The organism is Edaphobacter sp. (genome assembly GCF_028283685.1).
Lineage (GTDB): Bacteria > Acidobacteriota > Terriglobia > Terriglobales > Acidobacteriaceae > Edaphobacter.
Genome location: NZ_JAPWKF010000004.1, coordinates 387,717 through 411,321 on the forward strand (window position 1 = coordinate 387,717; position 23,605 = coordinate 411,321).

The following is a 23,605-nucleotide window of genomic DNA, read 5'->3' on the forward strand; positions in this document are numbered from 1 at the left end:
GCGTAGGCGCTGCGCAGGGAGTAGAAGCCCGATCAATGGGCGATCAAAATTACGCCGACGCACACAAACAGCACAGCAAGCCAGCGCCGCTGATCGACGTTCTCGCCCAGCACCAGCTTGGCGCAGATGGCATTGCCAATGTAGGTGAGTGATGCAATCGCAGGCGCAGCCAGTGACAGATCCACGATCGACAGCGCCCACAACATGGCGAAGAAGTTGAATGCCATGCAGGAAGCACCGATCAGAAACTTGCCGTTCGAGAGCACAGCCTTCACCGGCCCCAGAAAACCTTTGAGCCCCGGTCCCGTCCGATGATTGTCGAGATCTCCCAGGTCGCGCATCGCGGAGGCGATGAGCACCTCGCCTGCAATCGCGAGAGCTGCCACACCTGTGATTGAGCTCCACTGCCGCAGCAGGTCTCCCGGTTGAGCCGCCATCATCGTCCGGCTCCTGAATCCATGATGTCGAGTTCATGGTGTTCTGACGCCGGATCTTCTGTGCGCGAAGGTCCACCAGCCACAAAGCCTACGGCGCAGACGATCAGAAGAATTCCCGTCCAGCGATAGGCGGAGAGCTGCTCATGGAGCCAGAACCGGCTCAGCAGTGCAATGACGACATAGCCGAACGCTGTCGCTGGCATCAAGAACGTCAGATCGGCCCAGCTCAACGCCGTCATGTAGCTGGCGAAAAATCCGATCAGCAGCACGATGCCCGAGGCGACGAAGGGATTGAACAACGCCTTCCACAGCAGGCCAAGGTGCTGCAGATCGACGGCGCCGACCTCGGCCATGCCGCGTGAAAGGAGTGTGTCTCCCACAGAGGCCGTCAGCATCACGGCGACAAGAATGGCGTACTGCGAAGGCTTGAGAGCGTGCTTCATACAAGAAAGTGGCCACGGTCTCCTGAGAGATGAGCGGCCACTATTAAGGGTATCAAACGGAGCGTCGAGATCGCCGGTAATCGCCTCGAAGGGAAAAGCTTCTCTAGGGCTTCGTCACCTTCAGGTTGCTCACCGTCGCATCGGTATTGTGCGCAAAGCGGATGCCGTAGAGTCCGTCGGTCGACTTCAATTTGCCCGCTGTGATCAGGTCGCTCTTGGGGAAGCTCTTTACTGTTGTGCCATTGATGATGCAGGAGACGGTATCGCCCTTCACCTGCATGGCGATCTCCTGTGTCACTGGCTGTCCCACCCCTGCTGCCTTGTGGACAGCATCGTTTGCCTCACGACGGCCGTTCAGCTGGAATGGCTCCGGCCCAAAGCCGCGCACGATGAAGTTACCGTTGCCGTAGGCTGCGCAATAGATGTAGCTCTGATCTGCCGTCCCCATGCCGTTGCCAGCGATCACGATGCCGTATGGATGCGGATGCGTATTCAGGTTCATGAACTTCGGTTCGGTAAATGTTGCTGACACCTTGTAATCGCCCTTCGCCTTATTCTTCGGACTCCAATAGGTGATCGCCGGCCCGGTGGTTACCTGCAGCACCTTGCCTTCTGCTGTAAGTTTGGCATCGTTCACTGTCTGCCCGGCCTTCTCGGCATCGGCATCAACCTTGCCCTGCCAGCCCTTTACAGTGATGCCGCCACCGGTGACCTTGCGGTTGGTCTCAGGCGTCTCCTGCTGCGCGAACAGTGGTGCAGTGAGTAAAGTGGCGAAGGCGACGATGGCGAAATTCCGATGGAGAGAGGGCATCATGGATTCCTTTCAAGCGGCGATGGAGTGATACAGCTGAATCATCCTGCGGTGAAGGCATTCTATCGCTGCGCGCTGATCTCTGTCGCCGAGGCCTGATAGAGATGGTTTTCACCATTAAGGTATCGGGCAGCGTTATGAGCCGTATTTCATCAATGGATGTTTAAAGAAGAACGGCGACCGGAGATCCGGTCGCCGTTCAGCATCATGCCTTGCAGAGGACTACGCGTTCATGCTGACCGATTCCTGCGCCTTCAGCGCGTTCTCTTCCTTCTTGGCTCGGGCAGCCTTATTGCGCTGTGCGCGGAGCTTCATGAAGCTCTTTGCCTCGACGTAGAGACGCGGTACATCGCGATTGACGATTGCCTTCCAGACCACGCGGAAGGCGGCCTTGGGACGGAAGTAGTATTCGTCGTAGAACTTGTGCACCATCTCCATCACGTACTCGGTCGGAAGGCCGGGGTATTCGATGTGCGCCATCTGATGACCGCCGCCGTCTTCCATGTTCTCGTTAGTGATGAAGTCGTTGCGCTTGGCGAAGTCATAGAACTCCGTGCCCGGGTAGGCGTGCGCGACGGAGACCTGGATGGTTTCGCAGTCGAGCGTCTTGGCGAAGTTGATCGTATTCCAGATCGATTCCTTCGTCTCGCCCGGCAGGCCGAGGATGAAGTCGGCGTGGATGATCAGGCCGAGGTCGTGGCAGTCCTTTACGAAGTCGCGTGCGCGCTCGACGGTTGCGCCCTTCTTGATGTTCTTCAGGATCTGGGGATCGCCCGACTCGAAGCCGACGATCAGCAGGCGGCAGCCTGCTTCCTTCATCGCCTTGAGGGTGTCGCGGTCGGTGGTAACACGCGAGGTGCAGGACCAGGTGATGCCGAGCGGCTTCAGCTTCGCGCACAGCTCGATGGTGCGTGCCTTCTGGATGTTGAAGGTGTCGTCGTCAAAGAAGAATTCCTTTACCTCGGGGAAGTTCTCCTTGGCCCACTTCATCTCGGCGGCAACGTCGTCGGACGAGCGCTTGCGCCAGGCATGGCCGGAGAGCGTCTGCGGCCAGAGGCAGAAGGTGCACTGCGCCGGGCAGCCGCGCGTCGAATAGAGCGAGATGTAGGGGTGCAGCAGGAACGGCACGTTGTAGCGCGTCACATCCATGTCGCGCTTATAGATCTTGGTGGCCCAGGGCATCGCATCCAGATCCTCAACCTGAGGACGGTCGGGGTTGTGCTGGATGACGCCGCTGGCGTCCTTGTAGCTGATGCCGAGGATCTCGTTCAGCGGCTTACCGTTCGCATACTCGACGACGGAGAAGTCGAACTCGCGGCGGCAGACGAAGTCGATCACGTTGCACTCGTTCAGAGCGCGGTCGGGGTCGGTGGTGACCGGCGGTCCGACGAAGGCGATCTTGATGATCGGGTTGGCCTTCTTGATTGCCTGTGCCAGAGCATGGTCGCCGGACCAGCCTACAGTCGAGGTGAACAGCACGAGAAACTCATAGCCCTTCGCAATCTCGATGGTCTCTTCAGCCGAGACGTGATGCGGCGGGGCATCGAGAAGCTTCGAGCCCTCGAGCATGCCGGCGGGATAGGCGAGCCAGACGGGATACCAGTACGACTCGATCTCGCGGGTTGCGGGCCAGCGGGAGCTGGCGCCGCCGTCAAAGTTCTCGAAGGAGGGCGGGTTCAGAAACAGTGTCTTGAGAGGCATGATCACCCTCAATTTTACCATTCGGTAACCCAAAAAGGGACAGGAATCGATGGTTTCCGGCTATGGTTCCATCTGGCCCGACGTGGCCGTAACCTGCTGATTTTTATCGAAAAATACCAGCCAATACTTGGAGCGAAGCGGATAGAAGATTGAACGGTAGATGAAGACGTGGTCGCAACCGGGCATGACGAAGGTGTCATAAGCCGCACACGAGCCCTGAATTGTGGCAGGATTTCCCAGTAACTGCCTTACGGCAGCCTCATCCGACTTGGCTCTGACCGATGGGAAATCAGTGTCGATACGGGAGTCTCGAACAAAGCCTGCCCCTGCAGCGACAAGCAAAACGACGACAATCAGCGTGGCAATCGCCTTCCAGCTCATTGCGGCTTAGATGCGCTGATGCCCTCAGACTGTATCGCTGCATGCAGCCAATTTTCCAGCTGGCCGTTCGCGCGAAGCAGGTTGATCTCTGTCTGATGCAGCTGAAAATCGGTATCCAGAAAGTCGAGGTAACGCGCGCGCTCCTGGATGCGAGCATTCTGCTCTTCCTTCGGCGTCACGGGCTGACCGTTGGGGCTGCCATCGCGCAATTGAATGCGGACGACGTCAATCTGGTTCGACGCCAGCTCGCGCTCCAGCTGCGCCACCTCCAGCTTCGCCTCCAGCTCGCGTACCGCCTGGCTCATCTTGAAGCGTCCCTCTAGAAATTGGTTGCGTGCCGCATCAGCCTCGTATCGGCTGCGCTGTGCCTCAGCCAGCGACTCATGTGCCTTGTCGCGCTTGCTGCGATCGAACAGCGGCAGGTTGAACTGCAGGCCGATCTGGACGTTGTTGTAGTTGTCGAAGTTGTTGTAATAGTTCTTGTAATTGTTGAAGCTCGCCAGACGGCTGTACTGCACGCCCAGGCCGATCTGCGGACGATACAATTTGCGGTCGTCGCCGAATGCCGCCTGCAGCTTCGACTCCGCAGCGGAGTACGCTGCGCGAATGGACTCCGGCAACGCCGTGTCTTTGACGGGAGTAAAGTTCGCGCCTGTGAGCGAGGGAATCGTCTCGTGCTCCGTCCGCAGGTTATCGGAGGGAAGTCCCGTCAGCCGTGCCAGGTGCTCGCGCTGGTTTCCTGCATCGTCCTCCAGCTGAATCTGCCGAAGCCGAAGGTTCGCCGCCGTCAGCTTGGACCTCGTCAACTCCACCGGCGTATCCTGGCCTGCATCCAGCCGCTGCTGCACAATCTTCGTCAGCTCGGCCGCATCGTTCGATTCCTCGACCGCTGCCTTAATGCGCTCGGAATCGGCATCGAGCGTGATGTAGGTGATCGCCGCATCTTCCATCACCTGCTGACGCACGTCTCCCAGGTGGTGATTTGCCGCTTCAAGCCCGGCTCGGGCCGAACGGATATAGTTTGCCTGCGACTGATCGAAGATCAGCGACTGCGACGTGATGTTGAAGAGCGATGGCGCGCCAAAGGGGAAGCCGTAGGTGTAACCGATACCCGATCCCACGCTCAGCGTCGGGATGTAGACATCCTTGGTCTGCTTCAGCTCAAACTTCGCCTTCTCGACCTCGGCCTGCGCCCCGAGCACACGAGGATTATTCTTCAGCGCCAGGTCAATCGCCGTCGTAAAGGAGATCTGCGCCGCCGCGGGAAGGGCAGCAGCCGCGCCAAGAGAGGCCACGGTCAGAAGGCAACGGAGACGGGTCATAGATTGCGTGAGGCTCCTCGAACGTCGGGTCGTGTTTATGGTATCGCCTTTCACGCTCAGGCCCCCTGCTGTGCTTTGATGGCGGGAGCAAATTTTGAGGCCATGGCAAGCGCCGCTGCGTACTCGTGCTTTGCTCCAGGGAGATCGCCGCGCTGCTTCAGCAGATCGCCCAGCTGTAGATGCACCTTGAACGCGGGTGCCAGCTCCGTCTTTGCCGGCGAGGCAAGATAGTCGCGCAGGCACTTCTCGGCGAGATCGGGCCGCTGGTGCAGGTCCGTCAGGATGCTGGCTGCATCCACCAGCGCGGCATTCTTCTGGTGGTTTGCTTCAATGCTCGATTGCAGCGCCACAACGGCCTTATCGGCCTGCCCGTGCGTCTGATAAAAGAGGCCGAGATCGACCCACGCCTCTGGCGTCTTTCCTGCCGCGACCGCTGCTTTGAACTCATTCTCAGCGGTGCTGAGATCGTTCTTCTTCGCTGCAATCTGTCCCAGCAGCCGGTGGCCTCGTGCCGCGGAGCGATCCATCAGTCTGTCCACGAGCCCCCGGGCCCGATCCACACCGCCGCCGACGATGCCCGGCGCAGCAACATAAAACTGTCCAAGATCGCTCATGGCTTCGACATTGGTGGGGTCGATCTCGAGTGCATGCTCAAACGCCGTATGCACCTTCTTCGCAATGCCGAAGGCGCTCAGCATATTGGCCTGTGATGCCTTGAGTCCATAGGCGCGGCCAAGCCAGACCTGGTTGATGGCGTTCGAAGGATCATCCTGCACGGCAAGCTCGCACTCGTGCACGGCGTTATCCCCCTGATCCTGGGCGTACTCCACGCGGCAGAGAAGCTGATGCGCCTGCGCGTTGTTCGGCTGCTTCTCCAGAGTTCCGTTCAGAAGGGAAGAGGCCTCATCCACGCGGCCCTGATTCAGCAGCTGTACCGCCTGCGCATTCTGTGCATAAAGAGCATGGCCGCCGAACAAGAAAAAGGCAGCCACAAGCGCACCGCCAAGCTGCAATCGGTATCGGGTAAAAACCATAGGCTATTCGACGATCTTGACGTTCAATCCGTTGGAAAGATCGCGATTGCTGGTGGCATTCAGGGCGACCGTATCCTTTTCGGTCAGCCCGCTGATGATCTCGATTCGCGACAGATTCTGCGCGCCGACCTGTACAGGCGTACGTACCAGCGTCCCCTGCACTACGCGATACACGAAGTCACTGTTGCCCTCGGTGTGCAGCGCCTCGCGGGGAACGCTCAGCACGTTGAAGCGCTGAGAGGTCGTCACTGTGACGGTCACATTGGTGTTCGGCAGCAGGTCTTCCTGTGCATCGTCCACCGTGATGATGCACTCACCGACGTTTCGTGTGCCGTAGGTGATGATGGTCGAAGGTGCGCGGCTGATATGGCCATGCCAGGTCTGATTGGGCTTCGCATCCCATACGATCTTCACCGCCTGTCCGACTGCCAGCTTACCGATCTCCGGCTCATCGAAGTAAGCGCGCACCTGAATGCGATTCAGGTCGGCGACGTCCATCAGGTCTTCGCCGGCAGGAACATAGTCGTACTGCGAGACGGGGATCGAATACACGGTGCCCGCGAAGGGTGCCCGGATATTGGCGTTCGCGTAGCCTGCTTCGGCTGCGGCGACTGCGGCACGCGCATCCTTGACCTGCGCCTGCACCCGGCCCTTGTCAGTCGAGCTGTAGCGATCGGTCTGGCGCAGCTTAAGGCTGGTCAGCGAAGCGTTGGCTGCGTCCAGACGCTGCTGGGCCGCGGCAACCTCTCCAGCCGAGGCGGCACCCTTCTGCTGTAGCTGTTGCAGGGCAACGAGATTCTTCTCGTCCTGCTGCTTCTGCTGCTGCGCCCGGGCCAGATCGGCATTAAGCGAGAGGCGCTCTTCCTGCGATCCTCCCTGAGCCTGGTCATGCGCCGCTGCCTCAGCGGTGGTTAGGCTGGAGTGCGCCGTCGCAACACGGGAGGAGGCGTCCGCATCTTCCATCCTGACCAGCGGATCACCCTTTTTGACCTTATCGCCCACCTGGACATAAAGCTTGGCGACCACACCGGGAGCAGGCGCATGTGCCTGAAAATAGCTGATCGGCTCGACGCGTCCGTTCGTCGGAACCGTGCTCACCAGGTTCTGATGGGTCACGGCGGCGGCGCGAATCTCCACGACCTCGCGGGTAAACACGCGAATCGCCAGAATGGCGATGGCAACAACTGCTAAAACGATGCCGGTTAGAGCATAGGGGTTGAGGCGTCTTGTCTCGGTCGTCGGCATCGGGTCGAATAGTCAGTATATAAGACGCACCTTATTGCCAAGACGAAGCAAAAGAATTACTTCCACGGGAGAACCTGCCCGCGCACGGCCAGAATCAAGCCTGCGAGTGCCGAATTTCCACCATTTCCAGCTCCAGGCCGGTGAAGTAGGAGTTCGTCTTAAATCGCAGACGATAGACGATATCCAGCCTCGACCCAGGCCCAAGGCTCATCGCTGACGCCCGTTCCGCCCAGTTCAGCCCGCGCCGTGCCCAGCCCATCGCGCTGATGCGGTTGCTGCCGTCACTGATCTCCAGGCAGACGTGCCGCTCCTTGATGACGCGGGGAAACGCGGCCAGCGTTACGCCGCGAGTCAGAAACAGCGGCTCAGGATTGCCGATGCCGAATGGTCCGCAGCGCTCCAGCCAGCCGTGAAAGCCGGTTGTCACCTCCGAAAGCCTCAACTCCACATCGCACTCCAGAGGAGGCGACAGCAGCTCTCCGGCCAGCATCTCCGCGCTGTGGGCCTCCATGCACTCGCGCAGAAGCGCAATCCGGCTGGTGGGCAGCGAAAATCCCACTGCGTGGGCATGGCCGCCGAAGCGGGTAAAGAGTGCCTCCGCCTGCGAGGTGTGGGCCGTGGTCAGTGCATCCAGCAGGTGATAGCCGTCGATGGAGCGGCCAGAGCCATGGGCGTGGCCGTCCTCATGCGTCAGCACCAGCGCCGGACGACCGGTACGGTCGACGATGCGCGACGCGAGGATGCCGATGACGCCGCGATGCCACTCCGCGTCATCCATCACCAGGCACAGGGCAGGGAAGCCTCCATGAGTGCCTTCCATCTCCGCCAGCCGGGCGTCGATCGCTTCTAACGCCTGTGCCTCCGTCGCCTTCCGCTCATCGTTCAGCCGATTCAGCTTCGCCGCAAGCTCGCGGGCGCGGTCCTGATCCCGCGTCAGGAACAACTCCACCACGTCGCTGGCGACGTCCATGCGCCCCGCAGCATTGATGCGCGGCCCGATGCGGAAGCCAACCTCCATCGCCGTTGGCGCACGGTCCGTGGGAATCTCCGCGACCTCCATCAACGCACGCAGGCCCGGTTGCACCGGGTTGGCCAGTTCGCGCAGTCCCAGCATCGCGAGTACGCGGTTCTCGCCCTCCAGCGGCACCGAATCCGCAATCGTCGCGATCGCCACCAGCTTCAGAAATGATGGAATCAGCCGCGTCTCCAGCAGACGCCGTGCGGCATTATCGTCGCAGGCCGCATCGAGGAGCGCATGTGCCAGTTTGAAGGCGACCGCCGCTCCGCATAGCGACTTGAAGGGATAAGGGCATCCAGGCTGCGCCGGGTTGATCACCGACAACGCATCCGGTACACCTGCCGCGTCGTCAGGAAGATGATGGTCGGTGACGATCAGGTCCAGGCCGAGCGTCTTGGCCTCGGCCGCCGCAGCGAAGGCGCGTATGCCCGTATCGACGCTGATGACCAGCCTGACGCCAGCGGCTGCAGCATCGGCCAGCACGCCCGTCTGCATGCCGTAGCCCTCGCGAATGCGATGCGGCACGTGGTAGCGCACGATCGCCGGGGTCTCCTTCGGTGCGCATCGTTCAATGGCTGTCTTCAGAAGTACGGTCGCTGTCGTGCCGTCGACGTCGTAGTCGCCGTAGATCAGGATGGGTTCGCTTGCTGCGATGGCTCGCCGTATGCGCTCCACTGCCTGGGGCATGCCGAGCATCAGCATAGGGCTGTGCAGGTCGCTTAGTGAAGGGGAGAAGAACGCTGCAACCGAATCGCTGGTCACAAATCCCCGCGTTACCAGCAGGCGCGCTATACCCTCCGGGCAGCCTGCTGCAGCAATCACGTCAGCGACGGCCGCGGCGGGTGCATCCAGTGTGATCCAGTCGCGTTGGTTCCCGGTCTGCGCTCCGACCACTGGTTCTGCCTTATTCGTCTGTATCGCGGTCTTCGACCACAATACCGCCCAGATCGGTCACTGTATCCAGCAGGTCCTGGAAGCTGTCGTACCAGTCCGTGGCGACCTCGAAGAGGAACATCACGCCCTGGTGAGCGAAGCCCAGCTGCAGGTAGCCGATCTTGCCGACGTGGCGTACCAGGCGCTCGGCGTCGTCGATCTCCGGCGCGTCATCGTCCGGGTAGACCTGGTCGCGGATGCGCTCGATCAACGCCGCGATATCGTCCTTCTCGAGCACGACCTCGCTCATCGTTACGAATGGTGCTCCGGCAGCCTTCGCCAGTTCGACGAAGTCCTTCCATCCATCAGGGTTCTCTTCTTCAAACAGGACGGTGGGAACTTCTTCGGAGACATAACCGCTCATGCGTCGCATGCCGTGGCCGGCAACGAAAGCAATCATGTCATCCTTCAGCGAAATGAGGTTTTCTGGCTGCATCGAACTTCTATTGTCTCAAAAAGACGCTGCCGTCGCATCTCTGGAATGATGAAGGAGAGCGCCGGTCGTTCCGGGGCTTGAAAAGGAGTTCTGCCGTGCCGCTCTTCGAACACCATGTTTTTATCTGCACCAATGAGCGTGATGAATCCGCAGCCCGCCCCAGCTGTGCCCTTGAAGGCTCCAAGAAGCTGAAATCGGCCTTCAAGGACGCGATCAAAGATGCCGGCCTCAAGCACAAGATCCGCGCAAACGACTCCGGTTGCCTTGACCAGTGCGAACATGGTCCGGTCGTCGTGGTCTACCCGGAGGCCGTCTGGTACGGCAATGTGCACCCGGGCGACGTCGAAGAGATCGTGACCGAGCACCTGGTCGGCGGCCGGCCTGTCGAGCGGCTGCGGCTGGCCGACAGCTGCCTGAACACCGATCACTGCCCGCACCGCAAGTCAAAAGGGAAGTAGCAAGCCTAGCTGATCCATGCAGATGGGCAGCCTTTCCACGCTGGCGGGCGTGATATATTCGAGGTAATTTCTCATGATCTTCTCTAAAGATTACGTAGGGTATCTGGCCCGCCAGACCGTCAAGCATCTCATCGCGCAGAAGATGATCGAATCCGGCAAACCGGCTCTCCTCGACGAGCGCGTCGCGGCAGCGATGGTCGACGAGCTCTCGCTCGAAGACCGCATCAACGACGAAGTTCGCGTCATCCTTGAAGCTTTTCAGGACGACATGCGCAAGACCGGTGCCAGCTATCCGGAGATGTTCAAAAAAGTGAAAAACGAGCTGGCCCGCAAGTACAAGGCGGTGCTGTGAGAATCTCCCGCGACAAACTGAATAAGCTTGCCCACACCGTGGCCGATACCCTGGCCGAGATCCCCGAGTGCGACTTCCTTGAAGATCGCAACACCATCCGCCAGGAGGCCCGCAAGGCTCTCGAAAAGCTGCTGATGGAAGAGACCAGGATCGACGCGGCGGCACGACTGAAGATCGCCTCGCAGCGCAAGATCATTCTCGAAGGCTCCCAGGAGTGGGAGATCCTCTATCGCAAGTACTACAACGACGAGGTCAAGAAACTGGGGCTCTAGCCGTCTGCCGAAGCCCCTTTTCTGTTCAGCCGGCTCCGGATTCTCTCGTTGCGGGATACATAAGAAACCGTGTCCCGGTACTTGGAGTTCCGGCAGTAATCCTGCTATACTGACCAAGTTGCTGGAGAGAACATCCTCCTGAATCAAGCTGGATCTGGCGTTATGGTGTAACTGGTTAACACGTCGCCCTCTCAAGGCGAAGAGTCCGGGTTCGAGCCCCGGTAACGCTACCAAATCCTTCAGTCGTACGAAGCCTTTGGCGCCATGGTGTAACTGGTTAACACGCGGCCCTTTCAAGGCTGAGAGTACGGGTTCGATCCCCGTTGGCGCTACCACCCTCCAAACTGAAGTCTTCCGCCCGAGAGATATACTTGTGCCTGTGAGCAAGACGTTTTACATCGAAACCTTCGGCTGCCAGATGAACGCCCATGACTCCGAAAAAGTCATCGGCACACTGGAGCATGAGGGCTATACGCAGGTCAGCGACGAGACCGAAGCCGGGTTGATCCTCTACAACACCTGTTCCATCCGCGATAAGGCGGAGCAGAAGGTCTTTCACCGGCTGAACGAGTACAAGCGCATGCAGGGCGAGGGCAAGAAGTTCGCCGTCATCGGCTGCGTTGCGCAGCAAGAAGGCGAACGCATCTTTGAGCGCGCCCCCTATGTCTCCATCGTCGCGGGCTCTGCCTCGTACCGCAATCTGCCCTCGATGCTCTCACGCCTTGAAGCGGGAGAGAGCCGTATCACCGGCCTCGACGATCGCCAGACCGACGAGACCTTCGACACCGAGTTCACCGCCCGCTCCAACCCGCACCGCGGCTACATTACCATCATCGAGGGCTGCGACAAGTTCTGCGCCTACTGCGTGGTGCCGTACACCCGCGGCAAGGAGCGCTCCCGCACCTCGGCCTCCGTGCTGGTGGAAGCGCGCCGCATGGCCGACCAGGGCTTTACCGACATCCAGCTGCTGGGACAGAACGTCAATTCCTGGCGCGATCCCTCGGGCAAACTCAGCTTCGCCGAGCTGCTCTCCGCCGTCGGCAACATCACGGGCATCAAGCGCGTGCGCTTTACTACCTCGCACCCACGCGACTTTACGCGCGACATCGTCGAGGCCATCGACGCTACGCCAGCGCTTTGTGACCACATCCATCTTCCGGTGCAGTCAGGCTCCAGCGCCGTCCTCGCAGCCATGTCGCGCGAGTACACCCGCGACTGGTACCTGGAACGCATGAGCTGGATTCACGGAGCCAAGCGCGACATCTCCATTACCAGCGACATGATCGTCGGCTTTCCCGGCGAGACTGACGCCGACTTCGAAGAGACGATCACGCTGCTCGGCGCCGTGCGCTACGACGCTGTCTTCGCCTTTAAGTTCTCACCTCGTCCCAATACGCCTGCCGTCACCATGATCGACAGCATCCCCGAAGAACTGAAGACGGAGCGGCTGCGCATCCTTAACGACCGCCAGCGCGAGATCCAGCGCGAACACTACGCTCGTCATCTCGGTCAGCAGGTCGAGGTGATGGTCGAGAGCTACAACTCCGCGCGCGGCCAGGTCGTCGGCCGCTCCTCGCAGAACAAGACCGTCAACTTCACCATCACGCCGGGTGAGATTCAGCCTCCGATCGGAAGCTATCTGCCGGTCCACATTACCCGCACGATGCCCAATTGCCTGGTCGGCGAAGCTGTTGAAGGCGCTGTACCGTTCCTCGCAACAGCATCGATGCAACCGCAGCCTTTCGTAGTATTGAACTGAAGATGACGACGCAGAGCCAGCACGTTGCAGCAGCGCACACCCCCGACGAGGTCGAAATGCAGATTCGCGGCCTCATGATGGATCCTGTCACGAACATGCCCATTATCGTGCTCAAGGACGTCGCCGGCGATGCCGTGCTCCCGATCTGGGTGGGGATCTTCGAGGCCAACGCCATCGCGCTCGAACTCGAGAAGACAGCGACACCGCGCCCGATGACGCACGATCTGATGCAGAACATGGCGCGCAACCTGAACGCCGAGGTGCGCAAGGTCGTCGTCTCCGAGCTGCGCGACGATACCTTCTACGCCGTCATCTGGCTTGACCATGCAGGAGAGACGGTAGCCATGGATGCACGTCCCTCCGACGCCATCGCGCTGGCTCTTCGCTGGGATTGCCCGATTTACGTCAACCGCGAAGTGCTCGAGAGCTCGCGGCAGTCGGCTACAGGAGCGCAGACCATCAACGCCGAAGAGATGCGCCGCTGGCTCGAAAATCTGAATGATGACGAGATGGGCCGCTACAAGATGTAGCAGCGTCAACTGCAGAGCCGCACGACCTCTGCCGCCCAGGAATCTTCATGCGGAAGAGCATCCATTCGCACGAGTCTGCACGAATGGACGTCCATTCGCTTACCGCTGCGCCAGCTCGTCGAGAAAGTTGAAGAACTCAGGGAACGAGATTGCCGCGGCCTCTGCGCCGTGGATGATGTTCTCGCTCGAAGCGCGCAGCGCGGCAACAGAGAAGGCCATCGCAATGCGATGATCGCTGCCCGAGTCGATCTCGGCGCCGTGAAGCTTCTGGTTGCCGGGAATGGCGAGTCCGTCTTCGTACTCGGTAAACTCCGCACCCATTGCTTTCAGATTCTTCGCGACAAGCGCGATGCGGTCGGACTCCTTCACACGCAGTTCCTTGGCGTCGCGAATGATGACGCCATTGTTCGTGTAAGGAGCAATGGCGGCGATCACGGGCAGCTCATCGATGATCTGCGCCGAAAGCGCGCCGGAGATCTCGGCTCCCTTTAGGCCACTGGCGTCGCGGTTTACCTGGATCGTGCCAATCGTCTCGCCGTGGTGTTCCTCGACCATCAGCACCTTGATTCTGCCGCCCAGCATGGTGATGACATCCAGCAGCGACGCGCGCGTGGGATTCATGCCGAGCGAATCGAGCACCAGGTTCGAATCGGGGAAGAGCAGCGCGGCGCAGAGAAAGAACGCAGCCGAGGAGATATCGCCCGGTACAACCGCGTCGATCGCCTTCAGCTTCTGTCCGCCGGCGATGCTCAGCCGCTCACCGTTGCGTTCCAGCTTTGCGCCAAACGCGCGAAGCGCGTGCTCGGAGTGATCGCGAGTGCGTACAGCCTCCGACAGGCTGGTGACGCCTTCGGCCTGTAGACCGGCGAAGAGAACAGCCGTTTTGACCTGCGCCGAAGGAATCGGCGTGTCGAAATCGATCGCCTTCAGCGGACCGCCGTGGATCGTCATCGGCGCATGGCCGTCGACCAGGTCAATCTTCGCGCCCATTGCGCTAAGGGGCTTGCGGATGCGCTCCATCGGACGACCGCTCAGTGAGGCATCGCCGATCATGGTGAAGGTGTGCGGATGCGAAGCAACGAGGCCGGCCAGCATGCGCATCGTGCTGCCCGAGTTGCCGCAATCCAGGTCGCCTGCAGGCTGCCGGAAGGCGCCCGCAGTGCCGGTCACTTCGACCGATGTTCCGGGACCCTTGGTGACTGTTGCGCCCAGCGCCTCCATGCAGCCCAGCGTCGAATGCGGGTCGGCGCCCGTGGAGAAGTTCTGCAGTTTGCTGGTGCCTTCAGCGATGCCAGCCAGCATGCCATAACGGTGCGAGATGGACTTGTCGCCGGGAACAGTAACGGAGCCCTGGAAGCTGCGGGCGGGACGAACAATACGCGTGGTCGATTCGGTCGAGGAAGACATTCCTCTCTATCCTAAACGGTTGCAGTATCGAGCGTAACTACGATCATGCCATCCGCGGCGACGCTACTGGACATGGAGAACGACGACCGTCTCATCGTCGAAGTGCTCCGTGCCGGACTGAAACTTGGTGACCGCATCAAGGATGGAGTCCGCTGCGGAAGCTGCCGTGGGCATCCGCAGCGACTTCAGTACCTTGGCGAGGCGGTCGGTTCCAAACATGTCGCCGGTTGCGTTCTCCGCGTCGGGGATGCCGTCGGAGAAGAAGACGATGAGGTCCCCCGGCCGCGTCGAGAGGGTGAACTCCTCGTATTGCACGTCAGGGAAGAGCCCCAGCGGGAAGCCCTCGGCCTGGATGGTCTTGACGTCGACTGTCGTGCGCGAGGCAGTGGCGTTGAGCGAGACGAAGACGGGCTGCACCGAACCTGCGTTGGCGATCTGGATCGTCTGGTTGGAGTCGTCCCAGAGCGCGATCAGCATGGTCACATACTGCGAGTCGAGCTTGCGCTCCTGCAGCTGATCGTTAAGAGCGGCGAGCAGTGCAGCGGGCGACAGATGCTGTGATGCCAGCGAGCGCAGGATGCCACTCACCAGCGCGGCGTAGAGAGCCGCCGGTGCTGCCTTGCCGCTGACGTCGCCTACGGCGAGTGCAACGCGTCCAGGGCCATAATCGAGAAAGTCGTAGACGTCGCCACCGATGGAGCGCGCGGCGTAGAAGCGGGCGGCGAGTTCGGCATGCTCCAGCTGCGGAGGATACGGTGGCATCAGTCGCAGCTGAACGCGGCGGGCCATGTCGAGGTCACGCTCCAGCCGCTGTTCTTCCTCGTGGATGCGCTGGTAGAGCCGCGCATTTGCAATCGAGATGGCGACCTGCGCCGCCAGAGTGCTGAGCGTGCGCTGATGATCTTCGTTGAAGTAGTTCAGGCGCGTGTGTTCAAGGTCAATCACGCCGATGACGTTGCCTTTGTAGATGAGCGGCACGGCAAGCTCGGAGCGCGTCTCCGGGTTGGCGTTGACGTAGCGCGGGTCTTTGCGGACATCGGGCGCGAGAACAGGTTCGCGCAGCTGCGCTGCGCTGCCGATGATGCCCTCGCCGAGCGTGACGTTGCGCTCGCGCGGAACGCGCTCGCCGTAGCGGGAGCTGAAGCGATGCTCGAACTGCTGCGTGCGCTCGTTCCAGAGAAGGATGGTGAACATCTGGAAGTCGATGACGCGCTTGAGCAGCTGGCCGATGCGTTCCAGCAGGTCATCAAGATCAAGGATGCTGGTGAACTCGCGCGAGATCTCGTTGAGCACGGTCAGCGTCTGTGCCTGGCGCGAGACCCGCGTGTAGAGGCGCGCATTTTCGACCGCCGAGGCCATGCGCGATGCCACCAGCTCCAGCAGTCGCTGGTGCTCGGTGCTGAAGAAGCCGGGAAGCTCTGATTCGAGATCGATGACGCCGATGACGCGGTTCTTCACGATCAGCGGCACGGACAGCTCGGAGCGAACGTTAGGGTTCGCTGAGATGTAGTGCTCGTTGCCGGTGACGTCAGAGACGAGGATGGAACGCTTCTGCAGAGCGGCCTGCCCGATGATGCCGGAGCCGATCTTGATGCGGGTGCGCTCGATATCCTGCGCGTGACCGATCTGGAAGCGCATCCACAGCTCCTGCGTGCGGTCGTTGAGCAGCAGGATAGCGAAGATGCGGTAATCGATGACGGCGCGGACGAGGTCGGCGACGCGGTGCATCAGCGTGTTCAGGTCGAGCGTGGTGTTCAGCGCATCGGCCAGCGAATGCAGAAAATCAACCTGGTGGACAGGGTCGACGCGGATGTTGGTCATCGGCTGCGAGGACTCGTCGGAGCTGGGGCGATAGTCGCCCTCAAAGACCTCCTCGGAGCTCTGCGGCACGTTGTCCTGGGCCTGATCCGGCGCGGCAGCAGGCGTTGCGCGTCGTTGTTTGTTGGCCTTAGACATACGAATAGTCGATGGTACTACTGGTGAGGCTCTGTGATGCTCAGGTTTTCTAGTTGAACAATGTCAGTTCAGGTTCCTCCGCAACAGGCAACGTTCGATCAGTAGCCTGTCGTGGCGGGAGCTGCCTCTGCGGTTCCTGCGAGCTCGTTGACGATGCGGATGCTGGCGCTGGCGCCGATGCGGCTGGCACCGGCCTTGAGCATGGCGGTGGTGTCGGCCAGCGAACGGATGCCGCCCGATGCTTTCACTCCTGCCTGCGAACCGGCGATGCCTCGCATCAGTGCGATGTCATCGACGGTGGCTCCGCCGGTGGAGAAGCCGGTCGAGGTCTTGAGAAAGTCGGCCCCTGCGGCCAGTGAGAGCTCGCAGGCACGCAGCTTCTCTTCGTAGGTGAGCAGGCAGGTTTCAAGGATGACCTTGACGATAGCTCCGGCTCCGTGTGCCAGCTCGACGACGCCGCGGATGTCCTGCTTGACGGCCTCGTAGTCGGCGACGGTGGCAGACTTCAGCAGGCCGACGTTGAGCACCATGTCGACGTCGTGCGCGCCGTGCTTGAGGACGCGGGCGGTTTCGTCGCGCTTGGAGGCCGAGAGGGTGGCGCCGAGCGGGAAGCCGATGACAACGCCTACGGGAACGCCGGTTCCTTTGAGAACTTCGGCGGCGACCTGCACCCAGGTGGGGTTCACCATGGCGCAGGCGAACTTGTGTTCGGCGGCTTCGTGGCAGATCTGGATGACCTGGCTGCGCGTGGCGTCGGGCTTGAGCAGCGTGTGGTCGAGGACGGCTGCCAGATTCTGCGGAGAGGAGAGCGCGTGAGCGGCAAAGGTTGTGGAATCAAAACTCTGTTCGTTTGCGTGCAACGGGCTGCTCATGACACTCCTCTGTCGGGCAATTGTTCGTTCGCCGTCTCTTCTATCATACGGTGGTCATGGCTGGCAGGAGGGAGGCACCCTCCCCCCCGGTATGTTTTGCGCAAAATCTTGATTGCAGGCGGTTTATTTTTTGATCCTGCGCAAAATCTTGATTCCATGCTATTTACGGTCAAAATCTTGATTTCATTGCACTTGCGGTGCTTCCTCAGCTTTGCTTCTGGTGGGTTGACTTTAATTTTAGTGGTTTGGGCAGGGAGGATCGGCAGCTGGAGTGTGTCGAATATCTCTTTTATATTCAATTATTTGCGTGGTTTTTTGAGGTTGTTGCCGCTTGACAGAGATCCGGGGACGGCGGGCCGGGCGGCCTGCTCAGGTAAATGGACGGAGATGGACTGGTTACTCTTTTGATCTTTGATCTTTGCGATTGATCGCAGAGACCGAGATGATTCGAAGTTCGTCGAAGGGTACTCGCGCATCAGATTGCTATGGCCAACGAAAAGAGGCAGTTGAGGCTTTCGGTTCTGGATCAGTCGCCGGTTCCGGCAGGGTTTGAGCCTGCGGTGGCGCTGCAGAACTCGATCAGCCTGGCGCGGCGGGTGGATGAGCTGGGATTTACGCGGTTCTGGATGTCGGAGCACCATGCGATGGATACGCTGGCGTGCACGGCGCCGGAGATCGTGCTGGCCCGGATCGGGGCGGAGACGAAGCGCATCCGCGTGGGATCGGGCGGCATCATGCTGCCGCACTACACGCCGTTGAAGGTCGCGGAGGTCTTTCGCACGCTGTACGCGTTGTACCCGGACCGGGTTGATCTCGGGATCGGCCGTGCGCCCGGGGGCGGACCGACGGAGATGCTGGCGCTGCGCCGCAGCCGCAAGGCGCCGATGGAGGACGACTTTCCCGACCAGGTGAACGAGCTGCTGGCGTTCCTGGAGGATGAGTTTCCGGCGGGGCATCCGTTTGGGCGGGTGAAGGCGATGCCCGCGCCTGCGCTGCATGAGGGATACAGGGGGCCTGCGGTGTGGATGCTGGGCTCGAGCATGTGGAGCTCGGCGGCGGCGGTGGAGTTTGGCCTGCCGTATGCGTTCGCGCACTTTTTCTCGCCGGTGAAGACGCGGGATGCGATCGAGGCGTACACGCGGGCGTTCCGTCCGGGGATACGACTGGCTCATCCGGAGGCGACGGTGGCGGTGGGTGCGATCTGCGCGGAGACCGAGGAGGAGGCCGAGTATCTTACGTCGAGCGTGAAGCTGTTGCAGGCGCGAATTCGTCTGGGCGATCGCAGGCCGATTTCGGCTCCTGAGGATGCGCTGCGGGAGCTAAAAGCGATGGGTCCGGTGGTGATGGAAGAGGGCGAGTTTCCGCGCTACTTTGCTGGCACACCGGCGAAGGTGCGCGAGCAGCTGGAGCATATGGCGGGAGAGCTGGGAATCGGCGAGATGATCGTGAATACGATCGTCTGGGATCATGCGAAGCGGCTGAAGAGCTATGAGCTGCTGGCGGGGGAGTTTGGGCTGAAGGGGTGAAGGGATCGCGCTTCGCACGATTGCCCACCTTAGCCTGCTACGCGGTCGAAGGTGGGGCACCCTGTATAGGCGGGCTGAGACTGAGGCTAAGATAGGAAGCATTCCAAAACTTCCTATTGTGTGAGGTCGTTCCATGACTCGTCGCTGGTTTGCCGCCTTTGGTGGCTCTGCCTTGTTTGCTCCGATGGCCCGTGCTGCTGTGAAGGCAACGAAGAAGATCTTCGCGGCGAATCCGAATGCCACGCCGAAGCCGCCTTACTCGCCTGCTGTGGGGTATGGGGGGGTGATCTATGTTTCGGGTAAGGCGTCGTATGCTGCTCCTGACCCGAAGGACATCAAGTCGTGCGTGAACTATGCGTTCGATCAGGTTGAGGCGGAGTTGAAGAATGCGGGCTCGTCGATGGAGAAGGTGCTGAAGGTGCAGGTGTTTCTGCGCGACATCGGCGACTATGCGGCGATGAATGCGATCTTTGCGGAGCGGTTTGCGAAGGAGCCTCCGGCGCGGACGACGGTAGCGGCGATCATTCCGCGGGAGAGTCTGGTGGAGATTGATGTGGTGGCGTTTGTGTAGAGGATGATCGTTTGAGAGGGGATCGCGCTTTGCGCGATTTCCCACTCATGTCGCGATGAAGCTGCGCCATGAATGGGGCACCCGGCAGCTGCCACTCATGTAGTTTCCGATGGCTCGATTGACCTTAAATCGTCTTTCCGATATTTGAAGCCGATATATCCGAACCCTGCAATTGCAGCACCGATAGGGATTGCAAGCCATATTCCAAGTGGGCGTGCATCTAGCGAATCATGCCATCCAGCATTGTCGCCGCTCAGGATTTCAATCTCGACCGCCTCATTGCTTACGCGTCTAGATGTGTCATTTATGTATGTAATTTGCAATGTGCGCCCATTGAATATTTCAGTATTGCCCCAATGGGGCATGATAATTTGCGTTTCAATGTTCGTTGGATTTCCATCTTCCGGAACGAAGCCAAATGCGAACTTGAGGCTCCTGCCGAACCTCCGTTCAACACAATCAGATGCCTTGCCAACTGCTGTAACCCGATGAGAAAAAGATGGCGCCGTCGAATGTGAAAGCCCATACAGGCATGTAACGGACCCCACGATTATGGAAAAAGACCAAACAAATGAGGGGATGTATGTACGGCGTTTACGACCAAGTACATGGAGAACGCCTAGTGCTACACCTATTCCAAGCAAACACCACAACATAAAAATCGAGCGATCCATCTAGTTGCCTACCACTTTCGTCATCTTTTAGGAGACACTTCTGAGGTCGTTCAGGCGTTTTTCACGACGGCTTAGTGCGCGGCGTCTTCGGGGAAGAGGCGGATGTCGTCGACTCCGCGATAGCGTTCGGCGTAGTCCATGCCGTAGCCGATGACGAAGCGGTTGGGAATTTTGAAGGCGACGTAGTCGGCCTCGATGGGGACGAGGCGGCGCTCGGGCTTGTCGAGGCAGGTGGCGATCTTGAGCGAGGCGGGCTTGTGCTGCAGCATGAGGCCGCGCAGGTAGTTCAGGGTGAGGCCGGTGTCGAGGATGTCTTCGACGATGATGACGTGTTTGCCTTCGATGGGGTTGTCGATGTCCTTGATGAGCTTGACGGCGCCGGAGGAGACGCGGGCGCGGCCGTAGCTGGAGACGGCGACGAAGTCGAAGGTGTTATCGACCTTGATGGCGCGGGCGAGGTCGGCGAGGAAGATGGCGGCGCCTTTGAGGACGCCGATCAGCACGATGGACTGGCCTTCATAGTCGGCCGAGATCTGCGCGCCGATTTCGGCGGTGCGCTGGGCGATCTGCTCTTTGGAGAAGAGAACGTCCATGGTATCGGGGGCGGGGAAGAAGGCGGTGGGTGCGGGCGTCGAACTGGAAGGCATAGGGACAGGTTAATGCGAATACGGCCCGGAGGCCAAGCCTCGCCTATACTTTTATAGGTAAGCGAGGATTATGTATCCCTATATCAATTTGGGCCCGGTGCACCTGGGGACGTTCGGGTTGCTGCTGTGGCTGGCCGCGGTGGTGGGAACCATCGTGTTGCATAAGAACTTTGTTCGTAATGGCGTGGACGCCGATGCGTTGAGCGTCGTGGCGATGGTGGTCATTGCCGGAGTGGTGGGCGCCAAGGCATGGCACGAGCTGCAGAGCCCGGCCGATCTCTGGGCCGCGCTGCGGAAGATCGCCGCTCCGGGATGGAAGCATCCGCTGGATATGATGGTCGACTTCCTGCACTGGTTCCAGGCGGGATTTGCGTGGTTTGGCGGGATGCTGGCCGGTATTGCCATGTTGATGTGGCAGGGCAGGGCGGCGCGATTCAAGGGTGCGCTGGGCGAGCGCGTGGGCGGTATGCGGATGCTGGACCTGGCGGCTCCGGCGGCGGCGATCGGCTACGGCGTGGGGCGCATTGGGTGCCTGCTCTCGGGCGATGGCGACTACGGCATCAAGACGACGCTGCCGTGGGGCGTGCATATGCGGGCGGATGCGCTGGTGCCGACTCCCGACCTGGTGCAGCCGACGCCGGTGTACGAGCTGCTGTTTTCGGCCGTGCTGGCATGGTGGCTGTGGCAGCGGGGGAAGAAGCATCTCTCCGTCGGCCAGCTGACGGGCGAGTACCTGGTGGTCAGTGGCATCGGGCGGTTCCTGGTGGAGTTTGTCCGCGTGAATCCGAGGCTGTACTTCGGCATGAGCAACGCACAGGTGGCGGCGCTGGGTTCGGTGGTGGCTGGCGCGGTGCTGATTGCGCTGTCGCGTGCGAGGAATGCGCAATGGGCTCCTAAGCTGGCGGATGATCCGCGGACGTAGGTTGAGGCTTCCTCGGGCATCTGAGGCTACATGGGCGAAATGCGGAGGTTCCTCGGCTTCGCTCGGAATGACAAATTTGCGGAGAGCGTAGAAGAAAGGCCCGTTCGCCAGTGTGTGCGAACGGGCCTATCTTGCCTTCGATGAGGCGTTTAGCGGGAGAGTTCTTCGCGGACTGAGGGTTGCGGTGCGGCGAAGAACATGTTGGAGATGATGCCGCCGAGGATGGCTCCCACGATGGGGGCGACCCAGAAGAGCCAGAGCTGCTGCAGCGCATATCCTCCGACGAAGAGAGCCGGGCCGGTGGAGCGTGCGGGATTGACGGAGGTGTTGGTCACCGGGATGGAGATGAGGTGGATGAGAGTGAGGCCGAGGCCGATGGCGATGGGCGCGAAGCCCTTGGGGGCGCGCTCGTCGGTAGAGCCGAGGATGATGAGAAGGAAGAAGGCGGTGAGGACGACCTCGGCGACGAAGCAGGCGACGAGGGAGTAGCCGCCGGGAGAGTGCGCGGCGTAGCCGTTGGAGGCGAAGCCTCCGAGCTCGAAGCCGGGCTTGCCGCTGGCGATGACGTAGAGGACGCCTGAGGCAGCGATGGCTCCCACGACCTGCGCGACGATGTAGGCGGGAAGTTCGGAGGCGGGGAAGCGCTTGCCGGCGACGAGGCCTATGGAGACGGCAGGGTTCAGGTGGCAACCAGAGATGTGCCCGATGGCATAGGCCATGGTGAGTACGGTGAGTCCGAAGGCCAGGGCGACGCCAGCGAAGCCAATGCCGAGTTGCGGAAAGGCTGCGGCGAGGACTGCGGAACCACAGCCTCCGAAGACGAGCCAAAAGGTGCCAAAGAACTCGGCGAGAGCGCGTTTAGCGAGCGGCATAGAGTACTTCCTCCTCTACTGCTTGTTTTTTTGAAATCAAGGGCCGGAGCACGACGGCCGGAGAGGCTATCGTGCGTCCGGGCTGCGAGAGCCCAGACGGGAGGATGGTAGCACGGGAGGGTTTCTGGCCAGTGTGATGGGATGCGTACCGCTTTGGTTTGGCTGCCGGTGATGGGACGCATACCGCTTTGGTTAGGCTGCCGGAGATGGGACGCGTACCGCTTTGGTTTGGCTGCGGGTGGTGTGAGCCGCTGTACCGCTGCGCTCTTCGGCCGGTAAGACACTTCTCTCCTCAAAGGAGCAAAAAAAGGTAAGGATTGGAATATGTCTTACGAGGTAAGGATTGGGCGCAAGTTGCCTAGAGGCGGCGGAGGTAGGCCTTGGCCTCGTCAAGATGGGGGAAGAGGCGCTCTTCGGCCTGAAACTCGCGGGAGTGGACGCAGCGGCGTCCGGCTTTGACGCGCACGGGATGCTTGAGGTGGAGCATCTCGTGGTAGACGAGGTATTCGACGGCGGCTCGCGGCGTGTCGGGGCGGTCGAAGACGCGGCTGACGACGATGGTGTTGTGAGCGGCGTCGTAGTGGCCGAGCATGCGACGGGCGTGATGAGCGCTCCAGGTGAGGACGGGGCGACCGAGCAGGCCGTGGAAGAAGCGCGTGTTCAGCGTGTCGAAGACCTCGTTGAGGTCGTAGTAGTGGCCCTCGTGGGTGAGGATGCGTTTGCGGCCGCGGGTCTGGCGGATGTGCTCGGCCTGGCGCGAGACGGCCTCGGAGGAGACGTGGCGGCGGTAGCGGTCGGCGTGGAAGGGAGCGATGGGTTTCTTGTAGATCTTCGCGATGAGGATATGCGCGATGGCGTGGTGCACGCTCTCGGGCGCCTGTTCCAGCAGATCGGAGAGACGGACGTGGAGGCGGCCTTCGCGCAGCCGGATGGTGGTGTTGAGCGAGGTGAAGCGGCGGAACCGTACGTCGAACGGAGGCATGGGAGCGCGCGGACGAAGGGCGCGATACTGCTCCTCAAAGATTG

Annotated in this window: 26 protein-coding genes and 2 tRNA genes; 11 read left to right on the forward strand and 17 right to left on the reverse strand. The window is 60.7% G+C overall.

All coding sequences use genetic code 11. The features are described 5' to 3' along the window. Window positions 1-32: 32 nt before the first annotated feature. From PW789_RS06720 to PW789_RS06765, 10 genes are all read right to left on the reverse strand, one after another. Complete coding sequence (locus PW789_RS06720; RefSeq protein WP_299373296.1) at window positions 33-440, reverse strand: EamA family transporter; 408 nt, start codon at window positions 438-440, stop codon at window positions 33-35. Next, on the reverse strand, window positions 437-880 hold the full coding sequence (locus tag PW789_RS06725; RefSeq protein WP_299373299.1) for an EamA family transporter: 444 nt from the start codon (window positions 878-880) through the stop codon (window positions 437-439). Before PW789_RS06725 ends, PW789_RS06720 begins: the two co-directional genes overlap by 4 nt. A gap of 103 nt (window positions 881-983) precedes the next feature. Then, entirely contained in the window at window positions 984-1,694 is a 711-nt protein-coding gene (locus tag PW789_RS06730) for a hypothetical protein (protein ID WP_299373303.1), read from the reverse strand. Between the two features lie 219 nt (window positions 1,695-1,913). Beyond that, window positions 1,914-3,392 (reverse strand): hopanoid biosynthesis associated radical SAM protein HpnJ, encoded by a 1,479-nt coding sequence (gene hpnJ / locus PW789_RS06735; protein ID WP_299373306.1) that lies wholly within the window; start codon window positions 3,390-3,392, stop codon window positions 1,914-1,916. A 60-nt stretch (window positions 3,393-3,452) separates the two neighbouring features. Further along, entirely contained in the window at window positions 3,453-3,773 is a 321-nt protein-coding gene (locus PW789_RS06740) for a hypothetical protein (RefSeq protein ID WP_299373309.1), read from the reverse strand. Then, a complete protein-coding gene (locus tag PW789_RS06745) occupies window positions 3,770-5,095 on the reverse strand; it encodes a TolC family protein (RefSeq protein WP_299373312.1) in 1,326 nt (441 codons plus the stop codon). Before PW789_RS06745 ends, PW789_RS06740 begins: the two co-directional genes overlap by 4 nt. A 56-nt stretch (window positions 5,096-5,151) precedes the next feature. Next, the gene (locus PW789_RS06750) at window positions 5,152-6,087 is read right to left on the reverse strand and encodes a tetratricopeptide repeat protein (protein WP_299373315.1); all 936 of its coding nucleotides are present in this window, start codon (window positions 6,085-6,087) and stop codon (window positions 5,152-5,154) included. 45 nt (window positions 6,088-6,132) lie between these two features. After that, a complete protein-coding gene (locus PW789_RS06755; protein WP_299373318.1) occupies window positions 6,133-7,374 on the reverse strand; it encodes an efflux RND transporter periplasmic adaptor subunit in 1,242 nt (413 codons plus the stop codon). Window positions 7,375-7,468: 94 nt separating this feature from the next. After that, window positions 7,469-9,286 carry a single-stranded-DNA-specific exonuclease RecJ gene (gene recJ / locus PW789_RS06760; protein WP_299373321.1) on the reverse strand — a complete coding sequence of 606 codons (1,818 nt, stop codon included), beginning with the start codon at window positions 9,284-9,286 and terminating at the stop codon, window positions 7,469-7,471. 10 nt (window positions 9,287-9,296) lie between these two features. After that, a complete protein-coding gene (locus tag PW789_RS06765) occupies window positions 9,297-9,725 on the reverse strand; it encodes a hypothetical protein (protein WP_367182486.1) in 429 nt (142 codons plus the stop codon). Between the two features lie 131 nt (window positions 9,726-9,856). Between PW789_RS06765 and PW789_RS06770 the strand changes: the two genes are divergently transcribed. The 7 genes from PW789_RS06770 (at window position 9,857) to PW789_RS06800 (ending at window position 13,132) form a co-directional block, all read left to right on the forward strand. Continuing rightward, a complete protein-coding gene (locus PW789_RS06770) occupies window positions 9,857-10,219 on the forward strand; it encodes a ferredoxin (RefSeq protein WP_299373327.1) in 363 nt (120 codons plus the stop codon). Between the two features lie 73 nt (window positions 10,220-10,292). Beyond that, window positions 10,293-10,571, forward strand: coding sequence for a DUF507 family protein (locus PW789_RS06775; RefSeq protein WP_299373330.1), 279 nt, complete (start codon window positions 10,293-10,295; stop codon window positions 10,569-10,571). Then, window positions 10,568-10,843, forward strand: coding sequence for a DUF507 family protein (locus tag PW789_RS06780; protein WP_299373333.1), 276 nt, complete (start codon window positions 10,568-10,570; stop codon window positions 10,841-10,843). Before PW789_RS06775 ends, PW789_RS06780 begins: the two co-directional genes overlap by 4 nt. A gap of 156 nt (window positions 10,844-10,999) precedes the next feature. Then, window positions 11,000-11,076, forward strand: a tRNA-Glu gene (locus tag PW789_RS06785). Between the two features lie 25 nt (window positions 11,077-11,101). After that, window positions 11,102-11,178, forward strand: a tRNA-Glu gene (locus PW789_RS06790). A gap of 44 nt (window positions 11,179-11,222) precedes the next feature. Continuing rightward, a complete protein-coding gene (miaB, locus tag PW789_RS06795) occupies window positions 11,223-12,602 on the forward strand; it encodes a tRNA (N6-isopentenyl adenosine(37)-C2)-methylthiotransferase MiaB (RefSeq protein WP_299373337.1) in 1,380 nt (459 codons plus the stop codon). 2 nt (window positions 12,603-12,604) lie between these two features. Then, the gene (locus PW789_RS06800; RefSeq protein ID WP_299373338.1) at window positions 12,605-13,132 is read left to right on the forward strand and encodes a bifunctional nuclease family protein; all 528 of its coding nucleotides are present in this window, start codon (window positions 12,605-12,607) and stop codon (window positions 13,130-13,132) included. A gap of 99 nt (window positions 13,133-13,231) precedes the next feature. Here PW789_RS06800 and aroA read toward each other — a convergent pair whose 3' ends face one another. The 3 genes from aroA to deoC all read right to left on the reverse strand — a co-directional run bounded on the left by aroA (window position 13,232) and on the right by deoC (window position 17,367). Further along, window positions 13,232-14,539, reverse strand: coding sequence for a 3-phosphoshikimate 1-carboxyvinyltransferase (aroA, locus tag PW789_RS06805; protein WP_299373340.1), 1,308 nt, complete (start codon window positions 14,537-14,539; stop codon window positions 13,232-13,234). Between the two features lie 63 nt (window positions 14,540-14,602). Then, a complete protein-coding gene (locus PW789_RS06810) occupies window positions 14,603-16,360 on the reverse strand; it encodes a SpoIIE family protein phosphatase (protein WP_299373553.1) in 1,758 nt (585 codons plus the stop codon). Between the two features lie 233 nt (window positions 16,361-16,593). Then, window positions 16,594-17,367: a deoxyribose-phosphate aldolase gene (deoC, locus tag PW789_RS06815; RefSeq protein WP_299373342.1), complete on the reverse strand. Its 774-nt coding sequence runs from the start codon at window positions 17,365-17,367 to the stop codon at window positions 16,594-16,596. A 108-nt stretch (window positions 17,368-17,475) separates the two neighbouring features. Between deoC and PW789_RS06820 the strand changes: the two genes are divergently transcribed. The 3 genes from PW789_RS06820 to PW789_RS06830 all read left to right on the forward strand — a co-directional run bounded on the left by PW789_RS06820 (window position 17,476) and on the right by PW789_RS06830 (window position 19,464). Beyond that, on the forward strand, window positions 17,476-17,775 hold the full coding sequence (locus PW789_RS06820) for a hypothetical protein (protein WP_299373344.1): 300 nt from the start codon (window positions 17,476-17,478) through the stop codon (window positions 17,773-17,775). A 77-nt stretch (window positions 17,776-17,852) separates the two neighbouring features. Then, window positions 17,853-18,893: an LLM class flavin-dependent oxidoreductase gene (locus PW789_RS06825; protein WP_299373346.1), complete on the forward strand. Its 1,041-nt coding sequence runs from the start codon at window positions 17,853-17,855 to the stop codon at window positions 18,891-18,893. A gap of 133 nt (window positions 18,894-19,026) precedes the next feature. Next, window positions 19,027-19,464, forward strand: coding sequence for a RidA family protein (locus PW789_RS06830; protein WP_299373348.1), 438 nt, complete (start codon window positions 19,027-19,029; stop codon window positions 19,462-19,464). 95 nt (window positions 19,465-19,559) lie between these two features. Here PW789_RS06830 and PW789_RS06835 read toward each other — a convergent pair whose 3' ends face one another. Together PW789_RS06835 and hpt are read right to left on the reverse strand one after the other, a co-directional pair. Then, on the reverse strand, window positions 19,560-20,138 hold the full coding sequence (locus PW789_RS06835) for a hypothetical protein (protein ID WP_299373350.1): 579 nt from the start codon (window positions 20,136-20,138) through the stop codon (window positions 19,560-19,562). 71 nt (window positions 20,139-20,209) lie between these two features. Then, entirely contained in the window at window positions 20,210-20,785 is a 576-nt protein-coding gene (hpt, locus tag PW789_RS06840) for a hypoxanthine phosphoribosyltransferase (RefSeq protein ID WP_299373352.1), read from the reverse strand. Between the two features lie 70 nt (window positions 20,786-20,855). Here hpt and PW789_RS06845 point away from each other — a divergent pair, with 70 nt between their 5' ends. Beyond that, window positions 20,856-21,707 (forward strand): prolipoprotein diacylglyceryl transferase, encoded by an 852-nt coding sequence (locus tag PW789_RS06845; RefSeq protein ID WP_299373354.1) that lies wholly within the window; start codon window positions 20,856-20,858, stop codon window positions 21,705-21,707. A 149-nt stretch (window positions 21,708-21,856) separates the two neighbouring features. On the opposite strand, the gene aqpZ is transcribed toward PW789_RS06845, so the two are convergent. Then, complete coding sequence (gene aqpZ, locus PW789_RS06850; protein WP_299373357.1) at window positions 21,857-22,579, reverse strand: aquaporin Z; 723 nt, start codon at window positions 22,577-22,579, stop codon at window positions 21,857-21,859. A gap of 358 nt (window positions 22,580-22,937) precedes the next feature. After that, window positions 22,938-23,561 (reverse strand): M48 family peptidase, encoded by a 624-nt coding sequence (locus tag PW789_RS06855; RefSeq protein ID WP_299373556.1) that lies wholly within the window; start codon window positions 23,559-23,561, stop codon window positions 22,938-22,940. Between the last annotated feature and the right edge of the window lie 44 nt (window positions 23,562-23,605).